Annotated in this window: 15 protein-coding genes and 1 tRNA gene; 12 read left to right on the top strand and 4 right to left on the bottom strand. The window is 38.0% G+C overall.

Annotated elements, in window-relative coordinates; all coding sequences use genetic code 11:
- Positions 1-232 precede the first annotated feature (232 nt).
- The gene (putP, locus tag PR833_RS12260) at positions 233-1,717 is read left to right on the top strand and encodes a sodium/proline symporter PutP (RefSeq protein ID WP_014658023.1); all 1,485 of its coding nucleotides are present in this window, start codon (positions 233-235) and stop codon (positions 1,715-1,717) included.
- Positions 1,718-1,986: 269 nt separating this feature from the next.
- Here putP and PR833_RS12255 read toward each other — a convergent pair whose 3' ends face one another.
- Positions 1,987-2,733, bottom strand: a complete 747-nt coding sequence (locus PR833_RS12255; protein ID WP_272526180.1) for a glutathione S-transferase family protein — start codon at positions 2,731-2,733, stop codon at positions 1,987-1,989.
- Positions 2,734-3,152: 419 nt separating this feature from the next.
- Entirely contained in the window at positions 3,153-4,556 is a 1,404-nt protein-coding gene (gene cycA / locus PR833_RS12250) for a D-serine/D-alanine/glycine transporter (RefSeq protein ID WP_076914412.1), read from the bottom strand.
- Positions 4,557-4,806: 250 nt separating this feature from the next.
- On the opposite strand from cycA, the gene PR833_RS12245 reads away from it, so the two are divergent.
- The 11 genes from PR833_RS12245 (at position 4,807) to PR833_RS12195 (ending at position 14,674) form a co-directional block, all read left to right on the top strand.
- A tRNA-Lys gene (locus PR833_RS12245) sits at positions 4,807-4,879 on the top strand.
- A 395-nt stretch (positions 4,880-5,274) separates the two neighbouring features.
- Positions 5,275-5,649: a hypothetical protein gene (locus tag PR833_RS12240; RefSeq protein WP_272526179.1), complete on the top strand. Its 375-nt coding sequence runs from the start codon at positions 5,275-5,277 to the stop codon at positions 5,647-5,649.
- Between the two features lie 1,266 nt (positions 5,650-6,915).
- On the top strand, positions 6,916-8,037 hold the full coding sequence (locus PR833_RS12235; RefSeq protein ID WP_004918530.1) for a M42 family metallopeptidase: 1,122 nt from the start codon (positions 6,916-6,918) through the stop codon (positions 8,035-8,037).
- Complete coding sequence (sgcB, locus tag PR833_RS12230) at positions 8,034-8,312, top strand: PTS sugar transporter subunit IIB SgcB (protein ID WP_004918532.1); 279 nt, start codon at positions 8,034-8,036, stop codon at positions 8,310-8,312. Before PR833_RS12235 ends, sgcB begins: the two co-directional genes overlap by 4 nt.
- A 17-nt stretch (positions 8,313-8,329) precedes the next feature.
- A complete protein-coding gene (sgcC, locus tag PR833_RS12225) occupies positions 8,330-9,643 on the top strand; it encodes a PTS sugar transporter subunit IIC SgcC (protein WP_004918533.1) in 1,314 nt (437 codons plus the stop codon).
- An 11-nt stretch (positions 9,644-9,654) separates the two neighbouring features.
- Entirely contained in the window at positions 9,655-10,461 is an 807-nt protein-coding gene (locus tag PR833_RS12220) for a BtpA/SgcQ family protein (RefSeq protein ID WP_004918534.1), read from the top strand.
- A 123-nt stretch (positions 10,462-10,584) separates the two neighbouring features.
- Entirely contained in the window at positions 10,585-11,019 is a 435-nt protein-coding gene (locus tag PR833_RS12215) for a PTS sugar transporter subunit IIA (protein WP_004918535.1), read from the top strand.
- A 21-nt stretch (positions 11,020-11,040) separates the two neighbouring features.
- Positions 11,041-11,670 carry an epimerase gene (locus PR833_RS12210; RefSeq protein ID WP_272526187.1) on the top strand — a complete coding sequence of 210 codons (630 nt, stop codon included), beginning with the start codon at positions 11,041-11,043 and terminating at the stop codon, positions 11,668-11,670.
- A gap of 19 nt (positions 11,671-11,689) precedes the next feature.
- On the top strand, positions 11,690-12,463 hold the full coding sequence (locus PR833_RS12205; RefSeq protein ID WP_004918537.1) for a DeoR/GlpR family DNA-binding transcription regulator: 774 nt from the start codon (positions 11,690-11,692) through the stop codon (positions 12,461-12,463).
- Between the two features lie 970 nt (positions 12,464-13,433).
- Entirely contained in the window at positions 13,434-13,766 is a 333-nt protein-coding gene (locus PR833_RS12200) for a helix-turn-helix domain-containing protein (protein WP_004918538.1), read from the top strand.
- 719 nt (positions 13,767-14,485) lie between these two features.
- Entirely contained in the window at positions 14,486-14,674 is a 189-nt protein-coding gene (locus PR833_RS12195) for a SymE family type I addiction module toxin (RefSeq protein WP_318558090.1), read from the top strand.
- A 160-nt stretch (positions 14,675-14,834) separates the two neighbouring features.
- Here PR833_RS12195 and PR833_RS12190 read toward each other — a convergent pair whose 3' ends face one another.
- Together PR833_RS12190 and PR833_RS20450 are read right to left on the bottom strand one after the other, a co-directional pair.
- Positions 14,835-15,329 (bottom strand): hypothetical protein, encoded by a 495-nt coding sequence (locus tag PR833_RS12190; protein WP_272526178.1) that lies wholly within the window; start codon positions 15,327-15,329, stop codon positions 14,835-14,837.
- Positions 15,329-16,084 carry an RHS repeat-associated core domain-containing protein gene (locus PR833_RS20450; protein WP_318558086.1) on the bottom strand — a complete coding sequence of 252 codons (756 nt, stop codon included), beginning with the start codon at positions 16,082-16,084 and terminating at the stop codon, positions 15,329-15,331. The genes PR833_RS12190 and PR833_RS20450 overlap by 1 nt, the downstream gene beginning before the upstream one ends.
- Between the last annotated feature and the right edge of the window lie 156 nt (positions 16,085-16,240).

The following is a 16,240-nucleotide window of genomic DNA, read 5'->3' as shown; positions in this document are numbered from 1 at the left end:
GATTAATTCTCGCATCAAAAATTTAACATTTGTGATACGGATATCGTTTATTGAACAAAATAACGTTAATTTCTTGTTAATCGGAAATGAGATTGTCTAGCATGCTAAGGTAGCATTTTTAATCAAGTGCAACTAAATACAAACACAACACACACTATATTTATTATTTAATTTGCTTGCGTGCAATTTAGTGCAACAACCAAAGAAGATAACTATTCTATGGAGAAGACGGATGACTGTAAGCACTCCGATGATCATTATGTTCATCGTATATATTACTGGCATGTTACTTATTGGTTATTTAGCTTATCGTTCAACGAAGAATTTCGATGATTACATTCTCGGTGGACGAAGTTTAGGTAGTGTAGTCACAGCACTTTCAGCAGGGGCCTCTGATATGAGTGGTTGGTTGTTGATGGGGCTACCTGGTGCTATTTTCCTCGCTGGGATTTCAGAAAGTTGGATTGCTATCGGGCTGAGCTTGGGGGCATATCTTAACTGGTTATTTGTTGCTGGGCGTTTGCGGGTTCAAACGGAAAAAAATAATAATGCATTGACGCTACCTGACTACTTTACCAGTCGCTTTGAGGATAATAGTAAAATTTTACGCATTATCTCTGCTGTTGTAATTCTTGTTTTCTTTACTATCTATTGTGCCTCTGGTGTTGTTGCTGGGGGATTACTGTTTGAAAGTACTTTTAATATTAGCTATGAAAAAGCTATGTGGCTTGGTGCGTTAGCAACTATCGCTTATACCTTCCTTGGTGGCTTCTTAGCTGTCAGTTGGACTGATACAGTGCAAGCCTCATTGATGATATTTGCACTTATTTTAACGCCTATTGTGATCATTTTCTCATTAGGTGGACTAGATACTGCAATCGATGTTATTCAAACGAAAAACCCTGAATACTTAGATATGTTTAAGGGTTTGAATTTTGTTGCGATTATTTCATTATTAGGGTGGGGGCTAGGTTACTTTGGTCAGCCTCATATCTTAGCGCGTTTTATGGCTGCTGATTCACATCGCACGATTCGCTCTGCGCGTCGTATTAGTATGACATGGATGATCCTTTGCCTTGGAGGAACAACTGCGGTTGGTTTCTTTGGTATTGCTTACTTCGAAATTAACCCTGCGTTAGCCTCATCGGTGATGGGAAATAACGAACGTATTTTTATGGAGCTTGCAGGAATACTGTTTAACCCATGGGTTGCAGGTATCTTACTCTCCGCTATTTTAGCGGCGGTTATGAGTACATTAAGCTGTCAATTACTTGTGTGCGCAAGTGCGTTAACCGAGGACTTATACAAGCCGTTCCTGCGTAAAAATGCGAGCCAAAAAGAGCTGGTTTGGGTAGGGCGGATCATGGTTCTGGTAGTGGCTGCGATTGCTATCTATATTGCACGTGACCCGAATAACAAGGTGTTAGCATTAGTGAGTAACGCATGGGCTGGCTTTGGTGCCGCATTTGGGCCAGTCGTCTTGATTTCTGTGTTATGGAAACGAATGACTCGTACAGGTGCACTTGCGGGGATGGTTGTTGGTGCCGTTACCGTATTAGTCTGGATGAAATATAAATGGTTTGATCTGTATGAAATCATCCCTGGTTTTATCCTTGCAACAATTGCAATTATTGTGGTCAGTATGATAACTAAAGCGCCAAGTGCCGCTGCTCAAGCCCGCTTTGATGAGGCTGAAGCGGAATATAAAATGAAATAATTGATAAAATAAAGTAACCCCCAATAGTTGGGTAACCAACTATTGGGGGGTTATGAGCAAATATAAAATGACTAATGGATCTTTTTCATTGATTTTATTTTTTAAATAGTCTCATTTTATGAGCATTCAAATTTGAGTTCTTTTGGTTGTTTTTTCACGGTAAATGACAGTAAAAATAATCGGAACAAATAAGCCAATTGAGTATTTTCTTTGAGTAAGGCGTTCAGCTTGCTTCCTCTAGGCTTGTCTAAATCGCTTATCTGCTTTTGTTACCCGATGACTTTCTCACAAGTATTCGCAATCCACTCTGGAGACCCCTTAGACCCACCGTTTAGTGCCAATATTTGCGGAACAATATGATCCCATGCTTTATGTGAAAGCTCATAACTTGGCCTTGATTCAAGTTTTGTTAACCAGCCACGGATATTGGGGTATTTTTCTATCATTTGCTTAAAATTGGGGTCAATCCTTAAAGCAAAAATATCGCAAGCGTAGAGTAAATCTGCGGCGGAAATATCACTTCCTGCTAAGAAATTTTTGCCTTCAAGCAGAAAATCTAAATTTGCAAACATATCATGAAGTGCATTTAATTTGGCTTCAATCTCATTGACCGATGGTTTTGCCACCCCAAGATATGCAGGCATTAACAGTACGGGAAGAAAATATTCCAATGTTGATATTTTACGAAGATTCGTATGATACCAAGACAAATGTTTATTGATGACAGCCTTAGCTCGATGGGTTGCTCCAAACCATTTATCACTGCAACCGTGAATATCTGTAAGATAGTTCATGATTGCCGTTGCTTCGGAAAGGCAAAAATCGTCGTGCTGCATTGCGGGTATCTGATGCAACGGATTGACGGCTAAAAATTCATTAGAAAGATGTTCTCCCCGCGTCAACCATGTGTATTTGATATTGATGGGAATATTAGTTTCAATACAAAGCCAGTGAACGGCTCTGCTTGGTTCTGAAGTAGGATCATGAAAAAGAGTTAATGTGGATAAATCTGCCATTTTTTTACCTTTAATTTAACGTTGCCCATTAGAGATAAAGTGAACTTTACTGGCAAGTTCGTGACTTACCTCTTTCAAAGTAATATCAAAATAAATTAATAAATAACAGCTCAAATTCTTAATAGTCCGTAGATATAAATTCTCTATGCTAATTTAAGTCAATGGCGTCATTAACAGAAGGTGCTTGCATGGCTAGGCAAAAGTGCATTGAAAATGTACTCGCACAAATGAAGAAGTTTGAGCTGAGCATATTTGGCACAGAAATATGCCATATCGGTAGGCTATGGATATGAATGGATAAGCCATTACGACACAGATAAACGTTAAAAGGCCTGAGTTCAGAAGTGTATTGAAATCAGGCCTGATAAGTTATTTGAACAAAGTATCTAATTTTATGGGAACACTTTGCTATCTGGTCTTTAATGGGTCTGCTTACGACGTTTAACTACTTGATAACCAATAAATAGAATAATAAACCAGACAGGCGTTGCGATAAGAGCTTGCCTTGTATCGTGCTGGAAGGCGAGCAGGATCACCATAAAGACAAAGAAAGCCAAGCAAATCCACGACATCACAATACCTGCTGGCATTTTATAATGCGAGGCCTGATGAAGTTGTGGGCGGTTTTTTCTGAATTTGAGATAGCTATATAAGATCATGCTCCAGATAAACATAAATAGGATTGCTGACACGGTAGTGACCAACGTGAAAGCGTGCATGATATCTGGGATAAAGTAGATCAAAATAATACCGAAACTTAGGCAAATGCAGGTAAATATTAACCCCGTTGCAGGCACGGCTTTTTTCGATAAGCGACTAAACTGTTTTGGTGCATCGCCTTCTTTTGATAGGCCAAATAGCATGCGGCTCGTAGAAAAAACGCCACTATTGGCAGAGGATGCCGCAGAGGTAAGTACGACAAAGTTGACAATACTTGCTGCGGCAGGAAGGCTGATCAGGACAAACATCTCTACAAATGGGCTTTTATCCGCCAAGATGGTGCGCCAAGGTGTTACCGCCATAATAACTATCAGCGATAGCACATAGAAAGCAATAATTCTAAAAGGGATGGCGTTAATTGCTTTTGGTAATGATTTTTCGGGATCGCGGGTTTCCGCAGCAGCAGTTCCCACTAATTCAATACCAACAAAAGCGAAAATAGCTATCTGGAAACCAGCAAAGAAGCCACTAATCCCCATAGGAAACATTCCGCCGTCATTCCAGATATTGCTTAGTGATGCCGTATGACCAGCCGGTGATTGGAAGTTCATTGCGATTAAAGTGCCGCCAACGATAATTAACGCGATAATGGCGACAATTTTGATCATGGCAAACCAAAACTCTAGTTCACCAAATAATCTGACTGAGACTAAATTGAGTGTTAACAGCGTCACAACACAGATGAAAGAGGTCACCCATTCAGGGAAATCAGGCACCCAAAAGCTGACATAGGATGTGATAGCCACAATATCAGCAATACCAGTAATGACCCAACAAAACCAATAGGTCCAACCAACAAAGAAGCCAGCCCATGGGCCAATCAGGTCGGCAGAAAAGTCGCTGAATGATTTGTAATTAAGATCGGAGAGTAATAATTCACCCATCGCTCGCATAACAAAGAACAAGATGAACCCAATAATCATATAAACGAAGATGATAGAAGGGCCAGCTAGCGAAATAGTTTTACCTGAGCCCATAAATAGGCCCGTTCCGATCGCGCCACCGATAGCGATAAGTTGGATATGTCGGTTGCTGAGGCTACGTTTTAGCTGATTCCTCTCTGTGGGAGGATTTGTTGATGTTGAGGGTTGATTTTCTTCCATAGTATCTATCCAAAGAAGTGGTTATGTGCAGTCACAGTGTATTTTTAATTGTGTGACAGTGTTTGCATAAAATATTGTGACACAAATCTCAGTCAGTGTAAGAAAAACTTAACTGACTGTAATCAGAGTGGTGATATCTTAATCTGAATATAACACCAAGTTAACATTAGCAACCAAAATTTAATTGGTTAAGTAAAATTAGCAGAATAATGTTGACTGTGCTAAATGAGAGGCGTTAAATAAGTGCATCGGGTTGTTAGCTCAGTTGGCAGAGCAGTTGACTCTTAATCAATTGGTCGGGGGTTCGAACCCCCCACGACCCACTAATTAAATCAGTGCGTTATGTGTGAGTGAGTATTTTTAAATTATCTTGCGTGTCATATTCGTGCCATTCGAATTTAAAATATCATCAATGTTTTCCCAGTCGCCCATTTCTTGAAGCGCGGATAGAACCTCCCCAAATTGCCCAAGTGTGATGTAAGTCTTCGTTGAAAGTGTGTTGGTGCGGTAGGCTACTGCTGATATATTTCTTGGATATCTAGCGCTTAGCTCGAATGATAGCCCATAAATATATATGCGCTGCGTAAACTTCCTCATTTTCTACGGTTATTTTCTTTTCCTAATACTCCTCACTATGCTATTTACAAATGATTCTAATCATACCCTCTCTATGATTAACTGATATAATCCATGTAACTTAAAAAATGAGTTTATGATTATGAAATTACTAGCTGTTGCTGCTTTATTATTCTCTACATCGACAATAGCGGCTAACCAATGCAAACCTGATAATGAGTGCTTGTCTTTTAAAACCAGTGAGAGTGAAATCTCTATAGCTTGTAAAAATATAGAATCAGCGAAACTCAATACATATATAGATACAAACGACTCATTAGCTATTATGCTAAAAAGCGGTACTGGGCTGAGTGATTTTTCTGTTAAAAACACTGGAAAAACAATAGATATTTACATTAGTGGCGTAAAGTATCATCGAGCTGTTATTACTGCACGAATGGACACTTCGATTCGAATTCCAATTACAGTACGCCCTAATTTTAAATTAATAGATGATTTGATAAGGTGTGTGAATTAATATTAATCCAACATGCTTTTAGATTAGGTGATCTTCCTTATTTTCTTCTATCGTATATATCTTGTGGATGAGTATCTTTTTCACAATTTCCACGGTGGTATCGAAATCGAGGCAGAGGACATTAATCGAAGTATGGCACATTCTAACTCATTATTTAGATTTTGCAGGTTCTATTGCGATTTGAATGCTCTCGATAGCTTCAATGCTAGGTGGCGACGAAGCAATAGAAATCGTGCTTGCTTGCCTGCTAGTTTACGGCTGCAATATATGGTCAGCGTTAAATATTAATTTTATGAGAAAGTATCGAGCCACCACCAAGGGTGTTCAATGCCTTAATTTATTGTGATAACCATAACGAACCCCAATGTTAGAGGGATGACAAAATAGAATGTGCGAATGTAAAAAATAAATATCCATTAAAAATAATATGCAGAATGATAAAAATAGTAGTCAGCAAGTAAATAATTGAGAATTCTCTTCTTAAAAAGGATATGAGCCCAGATAGAACACAAACGGAGAGAACAACTTTTAAGCCGTATGACGCAATTATTGAATATAAAAGGGATTCTTCAGGGTGTTTAATCAACCACAACGGGATCGTTTTCAATAACGCCCCAATTAAAAATTGAGAAATAAACCAAAATATAGCAACAGATATAAGAGGGTATTATCCAGTGATCAATTTTTTAAATGGGTTCATAAATAATCATCAGTATTGGATGGGTTTACAGAAAATACTACAGGTAAATGACTAACACAAATATTAAAAGGCGGTTTAGTATGAATTAACTAAAAAACCCCTGTTTTGTAATTACATTTTCATCGCAACTTATGAATATGAAGATAGGCAAATTTACTACAAAGTGATATGCAATCCCCTATAAATCTGCCGATTTGCCTTTCATTAAATATCACTGCTTAAACGCTCACTTAGCTCAATAGTTAAACGTTATCAGCTTTCAGTGTGGAATGACGTGTAAACTAACATAGTCCATTAAGGCAATATACGCGCTTTATGTCCATGATAAATCGACATTTATGCTTCTAAGATCTATTCACTATCACCATTGTTAAGTATTTAAAAGCCATCAATACCTAAAAATTTAGTGCAATCAGCATGAGCGAAATTGTTATATATTTGTCACAAAATTGTTTCTATTTGTTATTTTTAATAGTTTGTTGTGATTTTAATCACAATAATCCCGTCTTTTTTTACATATAAATCGCTCATCTTTATGTCGTTTTAGTCAATGAAGGATCATCATTATGGTATTTTCCATTCGAGATACACTTTTTTCCTTACTGACCTTGGACGGTATTTCAGGTCATGAAGCCCCTATTGCCAATGTTATGCAAAAACATTTTACAGAGAGCGCTAAGGAAGTTTGGCAGGATCGCCTCGGTAATATAGTTGCTCGTTATGGAAGTGACGACGCAAAAGCGCTGCGTTTAATGGTATTTGCGCATATGGATGAAGTGGGATTTATGGTGCGAAAAATTGAACCGTCGGGGTTTATTCGTTTTGAACGAGTCGGAGGGCCTGCACAGGTGACGATGTCAGGATCTGTTGTCCGTCTTGCGGGAGAGCACGGCTCAATACCGGGATGTATCGGTATTAAATCCTATCACTTTGCTAAAGGTGATGAACGTACGCAATCACCCTCGATTGATCAATTGTGGATTGATGTCGGAGCGAAAGATAAGGCTGACGCTGAAAGAATGGGCATAAAAGTCGGTACGCCAATCACACTGTATAACCCGCCTCAAGAATTAGGCAATGACATGGTGTGTAGTAAAGCATTAGATGATCGACTTGGATGCACTGCTTTACTTGGTTTAGCTGATGCGATTAAAGATAAAAAGCTAGAAATCGCACTATTTATTGTCGCGTCAGTGCAAGAGGAATTTAATATTCGTGGGATTTTACCAGTATTACGCCGTGTAAAACCCGACCTTGCTATTGGGATCGATATTACGCCTTCTTGTGATACGCCCGACCTTCAAGACTATTCGGATTTAGTGATTAACAAAGGTGTCGGCATTACTTGCTTAAACTATCACGGTAGAGGCACGCTTGCGGGATTAGTAACTCCTGTTCGCTTAATCAATATGTTAGAAAAAACAGCTTCCAAAAATCATATTCCGGTACAAAGAGAAGTTGCACCAGGTGTCATAACAGAAACGGGATATATTCAGGTTGAACAAGATGGCATTCCTTGCGCAAGCCTATCTATTCCTTGCCGCTACACACATTCACCGGCTGAAGTTGCTAGCTTACGAGATCTCAGTGACTGCATCCGGTTATTGGCTGCATTAGCGACACTTCCCGCTAATCAGTTTCCTATCGAGTCTGACTCAGACAATAACCAAGAGGTTACATTAAAATGAAAAAAGTCCTCGTTGCATGTGGAACGGGTATGTCTACGTCCACAATGATTGCTCAAAAACTCCAAGATTACTTAGCTAGTGAAGGCATCTTAGTGGCGACTTCACAATGTTGTTTAAACGAAATCCCACTAAACAGCCACGGTGTTGATTTGATCATCACCGCAATGAAAACGGATACAGATTATGGCGTACCGACTTTGAATGGAGCCGCTTTACTAACAGGAGTTAATGACGATGCATTAAAACAAAAAATTAAAACGTTGTTATCACAATAAACCTCATAGGTGACGTTATGTTTGACTATATACTTTCTCTAGGCGGTACAGTATTTGTCCCAATCGTCATGATAATTATTGGCTTAATCTTTCGCATTCCATGGCTACAGGCCATTAAAGCTGGGGTTACCGTCGGTATTGGTTTTGTCGGAATGGGGCTAGTGATCGTGATGGCTATTGATAGCCTAAGCCCCCCCATCAAAATTATGATTGAACGTTTTGGCTTATCGCTACATGTACTTGATGTAGGGGCAGGGCCAGCATCCGGTGTTGGCTATGCAACGGCGATTGGTGCAGTCATTATTCCCGTTATTTTCTTACTTAATATCACGTTATTGTTTACTCGCCTAACGAAAACAATGAACGTTGATATTTATAATTATTGGCACTATGCAATTACCGGAACAGTTGTTCAAATTGCGACGGGGAGTTTAGTTTATGGTATCGCTGGTGCTATGTGTCATGCCATCTTATCGCTAAAAATGGCAGATTGGACGGCAAAACGCGTACAGACGATTGTTGGTTTGGAGGGGATTTCAATTCCTCAAGGGTATGGCTCTAGCTCAGTTCCTCTATTTGTACTTCTTGATGCTATCTATGAAAAGATCCCTTTCCTAAAAGGAAAGAATATCGATGCACAAGCTATTCAAAAACGCTATGGCATGGTGGGTGATCCGGTTATTATCGGTGTTGTACTGGGATTATTATTTGGGCTTGCAGCAGGAGAAGACTTTAAAGGTTGTGCGACTTTAATGATTACGGTTGCCGCGATCATGGTGTTATTCCCTCGCATGATCCGCTTAATTGTTGAAGGATTACTTCCTATCTCTGAAGGCGCTCGTAAATTTTTCCAGAAACATTTTAATGATCGAGAAGTGTTTATTGGCCTAGATACCGCCGTAACGCTGGGTCATCCAACCACAATTGCAGTGGGTTTGCTTCTTATCCCTATCATGTTGATTTTGGCAAGTATCCTGCCATTGAACAATGTATTACCACTCGCTGACTTGCCAGTTGCTCCTTTCTTTATCTGTATGGCCACGGTGATCCACCGCGGTGACTTATTACGCACATTACTGAGTGGTGTGATTGTTATGAGCACCGTTTTGCTCATCGCAACGCAGTTTGCCCCTTTCTTTACCGAAATGGCACGTAATGGCGGATTTAACTTTGCCGAAAATGGCGCGCAGATTAGCGCACTGTCAGTTGGCAATATGTTTGGTTGGTCTATTTACGAATTAATGTCATTTGGTCTTATCGGTGTCGTGTTAACTGTTGGCATTGTTGCCTGTGTCGTTATTTTCTTACGTAATCGTGAATTACCTGAATAAGGAGTATAGAAATGAGTTGGTTGAAGGATGTTATTGGAACAGAAAAAGCAGTCATTGCTATGTGCCATTTACGTGCATTACCTGGTGATCCTGATTTTAATGCGCAGCATAGTATGCAATGGGTAATTGATAGGGCATATGAGGATTTAATGGCATTACAAAATGGCGGTGTTGATGCAGTTATGTTTTCAAATGAATTTAGCCTGCCTTATCTCACTAAAGTGAAGCCGGAGACAACTGCGGCAATGGCACGGATCATTGGTCAATTAATGAGTGAGATCCGTATACCATTTGGTGTAAATGTTCTTTGGGATCCGATCGCTTCGTTCGATTTAGCGATGGCGACAGGAGCGAAATTTATCCGAGAAATATTTACGGGTGCCTATGCAAGTGATTTTGGCGTATGGAATACCAATGTTGGTGAAACTATTCGCCATCAACATCGTATTGGGGCAGGGGATGTAAAAACGCTTTTTAATATTGTACCTGAAGCCGCGGTATATCTAGGTGGACGAGATATCTGCTCAATAGCAAAGTCTACCGTTTTTAATAATAAACCAGATGCACTATGTGTTTCGGGATTAACTGCTGGAGCAAAAACAGATAGTGCAATTTTGAAACAAGTGAAAGATACGGTGCCGAATACTGTGGTCTTTGCCAACACTGGGGTTTGCCTCGAAAACGTTGAAGAGCAGCTGAGTATTGCTGATGGCTGTGTCACCGCGACGACTTTTAAAAAAGATGGCATTTTTGCCAACTTTGTTGATCAAACTCGAGTGGAAAGATTTATGGAGAAAGTGCATAGCATAAGGCAATAAGAAAGGAGATAAGCAAAATACTTATCTCCCTCGTGATACTAAGAGTCCTCGCAAGCTTCGCCAAAAGTTAGGCGAGGACTCAATAATCAAGCATATACCGAACCTTAAAGGAGTCAATATACAATGATTGATGATGCTAAATGGATCCAAATAAATCAAGTTGCAGCCGATTGGAAAGAAGCGCTTAGCATAGCTTGTACGCCTTTAATTATTCATGGTGCTGCTGAGCCTAACTATTTACAAGGCATCATTAAAAACACCCAAAGTTGGGGGCCTTATTATTTAATTGCTCCGGGCATTGCTATGCCACATGCACGTCCGGAACAAGGGGCTATCTATAACCAAATTACTCTCACAACCTTAAAACAGCCCGTTGTATTCGGTCATGAAGATTGTGACCCTGTATGGTTATTAATGACTGTTTGCGCAACTCAAAGTGATGATCATATTCGACTCATACAGTACATCGCTGAACTTATTGATAATCCATTATTACTTGATGAAATTCGTTGTGCTAAAACCCATGATGATGTTTTGCGGTTGCTAAATTCATATTGATTTATCCATGAAGGAGTGATGATGATATTACACCCGTCTTTGGCTTCTGCTGACCCACTTTGGCTGGGTTCAATTATTAATAAACTGGCTAATCAGAATATTGGGTCATTACATCTGGACATTGAGGATGGCAATTTTATCAACAATATTACTTTTGGTATTAAGTTGGTAAAAGCAGCTGCACAAGCTACAGAACATGCATTATCTATTCATTTAATGGTGTCTCAACCGTTATTTTGGATAAGGGAGCTTGCTCCTTTTAGCCCCAAATGGATCTTCTTTCATCCTGAGGCGGTGCAAAACCCTTCAGAAATTATTGCTGAAATAAAAAAGATAAAGGCAAAAGCAGGCATAGCATTAAATCCAAGTACACCAGTTGCTCCTTATCAATACCTCATTAATAAATTAGATGCTTTGATGTTGATGACTAGCGAGCCGGATGGTGAAAATCAGCAATTTATACCATCAATAGTGGATAAAATTCAGCAAATACCACCACTCTTTAGCCAACTGGAGTATTGGGCTGATGGTGGGATCAGTGCAGATAAAATTCAGTCATTAAAAAAGGTTGGTATTAATAATCTTGTCATAGGAAGAGCACTGTTTTCGACAGACGATTATGAAAATACGATAAAACAACTTAGCAATTAAATTCGGAGAGAAGTCGCTTATGAGTCTGTATAAATCTGATCGGATCCAACAGATGCTGCACTATCTTTGGAAATGTCGAGAGCTTTCAACACAACAAGCGGTGGAGTTGTTTGGTTGTGCAGAAGCGACAATTCGTCGCGATTTTCAATATATCGCTGAACATTATCCTGGTATGACGCGAACTCATGGGCACTTAAATTTCGACGACAGTACGACAGATAAAGAGTCTCAATTTGATGTCAGACGCTCTTTAAATTGTGCATCTAAACGTGAAATCGCACTCATTGCTCGCAAATTAATTCATGAAGGCGACTGTTTTTTTCTTGACTCAGGCTCTACTTGTTTAGAATTAGCGAAGTGTCTGGGGGATATTAGCGTTAAAGTCATTTGTAATGACATCAAAATAGCTAACCAACTTGGAATGTTTCCAAATGTAGAAAGTTATATCATTGGGGGGTTAATCAGGCCTGGTTATTTTACGGTAGGTGAAAGCCTAGCATTAGAGACGTTAAATGCTTTTGCCGTTGATCGTGTCTTTATGTCTTGTGATGCATTATCGATTGAGATGGGAATAACGAATGCTACTATGTTTGAGGTGGGAGTTAAACGCAAACTAATAGCGCGTTCACCAGAGGTTATTTTGCTAGCGGATCACACAAAGTTTGATATGTTCGAACCTCATGCTGTTGCAACCCTATCTTGTATTAAAACAATTATTAGCGATAGTGGGCTATCGAGTGAAACTCAGCAACGGTATCGCCAAGCAGGCTGTGAATTAAAATGTGGTTATTAGGGAATAATAGGCGTATTTATTACGGCTATATGTTTCCGTAAAATTGCTGTTCATATGATCACTTAAAAGGATAGGGTGAATCTAGTTGTCGCTGTCTTATTTTAGGATAAGTAGTAAGTGAATAATTTCAGATTTATAGTATTATTTTAGATGATTATTAATTTTCAGCTATCATCATGATGCGCTCAGTTAGCATTGAGATATAGCATGATTTAATTTTTTCGATGATCAATATCTATTTTATTGTTTTCGAGTTTACTTGGTTTTTATTTTATTATATATCTTCTCATTGAATTTAAGTGTCTTCATTTTTTATTATGAGGTAAAAAAATCCAGTTTATATATATTGATTTTGAAGTAAGCTCTGCTCTAACTGAGTTGCTGAAATTTTATTTGATGAAGAGATGAAATACTCTTTTCAAGAGAAAAGTGTATCTAATAAAATGAGTAAAGTAATATAAATGAGAATGTCTAAATCAGATTTTTGAATAAGCCGTAGAGGGGAGTAAACTACCTGTATTATGTCAGTTTGATGCTGAGTGTTTCGTAATATTTCGTTTTTTAATATAAGTATTACACCGTAGACTGTTTTTTAACCTAATTTATAAGATATTGAATAAATCTTAATGATTTTTACCTTTTTTTGTAATATATACTTTATCAATTAAATTTAAATGCTTTTTTTTGTAAAAATCGAATATTTAATCTGAATATATTCCCTCCTGAGTTTTCTTTTGGTTTTTATTACTATTCAATAATGATGGTCTTTTTTGGATTAATGGCTATTAAGGCTTATAAGTTCAAGAGAATCCATTAGTTTTTACACTTATTTGTTGTTTTTGGGGTTTCTATAATCAATGGATATTGTTTTAGGATAATTTGATTTAATCAGGATAATTGATTAGATTACCGAAGAAATATTGAATGATTCAGACTTTATGTTTCGTTCTGTACTCGGGGTTAAATAAAAATGAAAATTAGTAATTTAGAATTTGAACAAATTGAATTAGATTTGAGCCATAGGGAAGTGTTTATTAAAGCTGTAGGAATAGAATTAAGAAAATTGAGGAAAAGTTATTCTTTAAGTGGTAGGGAATTAGCTGGGATTATGAATGTATCTCAGCAGCAAATATCTAGATATGAGTGCGGTGTTTGTGCGATCCCTACTGATGTTTTGATTATAATTTTAGGTTTTTTTAAAATTACACTGTTTGAGTTTTTTAAAGGGGTTTATCTAAATGCTTTTGATATAGATATGAATATGGTTCAAGATAAATACTATAATGTTTTTATTTCTCATTGAATAATCATAAGTGCTCCTGAAATAAAACTCATCTAATGATTTTTTAGTCTTATTAGCATGTTTAAGTATTTTATATTTTTACTTTAAGTTATAAAGTAGAGTTTAATTGTTATTTTTAAATTTCCCCATCATGTTAAGTGATCATGATGGGGAGGTATTCGTGGTATTTATATGGGGGATACCAGATAAGTGATTTTGTACATAAAGAGCATATAAATAGTAGTAATATATTAAATATACTTCAATTTCACTAAGCACTCAGACCTCAGACCTCCATTTTTATTTAGAGTGTGAGTTTTATTTGAGCGATAAAAATAATAACCTATTATGATAATTTATTGGTATATCTGTAACTAAATAGTGTCCCCAAGAGCCATTCTAAACTCATCTTTTTCTCTTTTAGTAAAAATTAAGCTAGTGATTATTACTTCTATTCAGTATTTTTATATTCTCTAAATCTGCTTTTATCGCTGTAGTAAAACTGATATCAACATTCATGCATACTCATTTAATTTTTATATAAAACCGGTGTTAAATGGTAAGTTTTCAGTCATTATTAATACCTAAACGTTAGTAAACTCCTCCTATACAGCGGGGAAGGGGGAGAGAAACAGACCATCAATTGGTGTTAGGTATTCCAGTGATATCGCCACTCTTTAGGGCGATAACTGTGTTGATGCACCAAAACTGGGGCTGATGTAGCCCTTAAATCTCAAAAAATAGAGCGTTATTACACGGTAGGGTATGCCCTGAGTGGCAGCAAAACCAACCCACTGCCGGCAATCCACTTAACAGGGTATTGGTTGAAGGGCGCGGGTTTTGAGACCGGTTTCACGTTCACGGTGAAGATTTTAAACGGTTGTTTGGTGTTGATACCCGACAGCGAAGACATTCGAGTCATTAAGTAACAAAATCAACAACAGCAAGGGTAGTTGAATGCAGTACGCCACATCATGCATGAGCGGATGGTGGAGTATATTAGCCGCTAAAGGGTAAACTGAGCATCTCTTAAAAACAAAGAAGCCAGAAGATTTGAAGATCTTCTGGTTATTAAAATTAACCTAAAACTTAATTTCTTTCTTCATAAGCTTTTCTAATATATGATTCAAATAGATTTTGGGTGAGTTTTTTACCTAAAATTAAATTTGGCATAATATATTGTGTAAAGATAATCATATATTCAGAAGCTATTTTGGCTGCATCAAATCGATTTGTTGCACCATTTTCATTAGTGAATGAAAACTCCTTATCATCTAAGATCAATGATAACTCTATATCATAAATACAATAAATATGATTCTTATCATTAAAATTTTCTTGCAATCTAGCAAATATGGATCCTATTGATATTGCTCTTTTTTTTGTTGATATTGGTAGGTTTGATCTTGATATAAAAATATCATTTTCAAAGAAAGTATCTTTTATTAAAAATAATTCATCTTCAGTATGAGGTAAGTTTAATATCTCAGGTGCAACATCATACATATTATTTTTAACAACTAACCAGTCACTCGGAACATATAATCCAAGTAAAGGTGAATATTTTTTATATAAGTTATCCATTACTCAACCTTTCTCATGTAGTCATTGTAAGTTTGGTTACTGATTGGATGCACATGAAACTCATTAGTAGATTTTTTAACTTCAACTCTCATGTATTGTGTAGGTTGACCATTATTAAAGCCAATTGTTCTACCTGCATCATATATATAATAATCGGAGCCACCTTTTTGAGGAGAATATACTCCATTTCGTAAGGCTTCTTTCTCTGTTTTATTTCTAAAACTGGTCATTGAACTACCGGTTACTTTGCCATTGGGGGCGTCTATATCCCAATATTGAGCAGGTTTTCCTCCACTAGAAAACATCATTGCTTCTTCCTGAGTTTTAGCTTTGGTGTGTTTAAGATATATAGCTGAACTTGAATGATGTCTTCTAAATCTATCTTCTTTTAGTAACTCATTACAGCAATAACCAGCCAACCCAAACGGGTCTATAAACCCTGTCGGACAGTGCACATACCCATACGGATTCAACCCGCCCAGTAGCCCTATCGGGTCTGGTGAAATAGACTGGCCGCTGTCCTTATCATAGTACCGAAAGCGGTTATAATACAAGCCCGTTTCGCGGTCTTCATATTGCCCGGCAAAACGAAAATGGCATTCGGTATAATTTGGGTCATTGTCGGCTCGACTGTCGTGAGACTGCCAAAACGCCATTTTCTCCCACGTATTGAGGCGTCCTGCCCAACTGGCTATCCCTTTTTCAGTAAAAATCTCTCGGGGTGTACCTTGATGGTCTGTGACTATAGAGTGCAATTACCCCTTTTGATAGCGAGCGGTAGGGGTGATGCCCACCGGCTGATAAAGCCATTGAATTTCCGCATCATATGCCACAGTACCGTCGGCATAGACGGGAGCCTCTTCCACCATTTGGTCACCGGACCACAAGTAGTGCCACGCGGTCACACGGGG

Source organism: Providencia sp. PROV189, from assembly GCF_028480065.1.
Lineage (GTDB): Bacteria > Pseudomonadota > Gammaproteobacteria > Enterobacterales > Enterobacteriaceae > Providencia > Providencia stuartii.
This window is presented reverse-complemented; position numbering and strand designations above follow the sequence as displayed.

Bases quoted from the DNA above. Each gene is read 5' to 3' on its own strand.
- PR833_RS12240 (WP_272526179.1), top strand. From the start codon at position 5,275: ATGAAATTACTAGCTGTTGCTGCTTTATTATTCTCTACATCGACAATA.
- PR833_RS12215 (WP_004918535.1), top strand. From the start codon at position 10,585: ATGATTGATGATGCTAAATGGATCCAAATAAATCAAGTTGCAGCCGAT.
- putP (WP_014658023.1), top strand. From the start codon at position 233: ATGACTGTAAGCACTCCGATGATCATTATGTTCATCGTATATATTACT.
- PR833_RS12210 (WP_272526187.1), top strand. From the start codon at position 11,041: ATGATATTACACCCGTCTTTGGCTTCTGCTGACCCACTTTGGCTGGGT.
- PR833_RS12200 (WP_004918538.1), top strand. From the start codon at position 13,434: ATGAAAATTAGTAATTTAGAATTTGAACAAATTGAATTAGATTTGAGC.
- PR833_RS12220 (WP_004918534.1), top strand. From the start codon at position 9,655: ATGAGTTGGTTGAAGGATGTTATTGGAACAGAAAAAGCAGTCATTGCT.
- PR833_RS12255 (WP_272526180.1), bottom strand. From the start codon at position 2,733: ATGGCAGATTTATCCACATTAACTCTTTTTCATGATCCTACTTCAGAA.
- PR833_RS12235 (WP_004918530.1), top strand. From the start codon at position 6,916: ATGGTATTTTCCATTCGAGATACACTTTTTTCCTTACTGACCTTGGAC.
- sgcB (WP_004918532.1), top strand. From the start codon at position 8,034: ATGAAAAAAGTCCTCGTTGCATGTGGAACGGGTATGTCTACGTCCACA.
- sgcC (WP_004918533.1), top strand. From the start codon at position 8,330: ATGTTTGACTATATACTTTCTCTAGGCGGTACAGTATTTGTCCCAATC.
- PR833_RS12190 (WP_272526178.1), bottom strand. From the start codon at position 15,329: ATGGATAACTTATATAAAAAATATTCACCTTTACTTGGATTATATGTT.
- cycA (WP_076914412.1), bottom strand. From the start codon at position 4,556: ATGGAAGAAAATCAACCCTCAACATCAACAAATCCTCCCACAGAGAGG.
- PR833_RS12205 (WP_004918537.1), top strand. From the start codon at position 11,690: ATGAGTCTGTATAAATCTGATCGGATCCAACAGATGCTGCACTATCTT.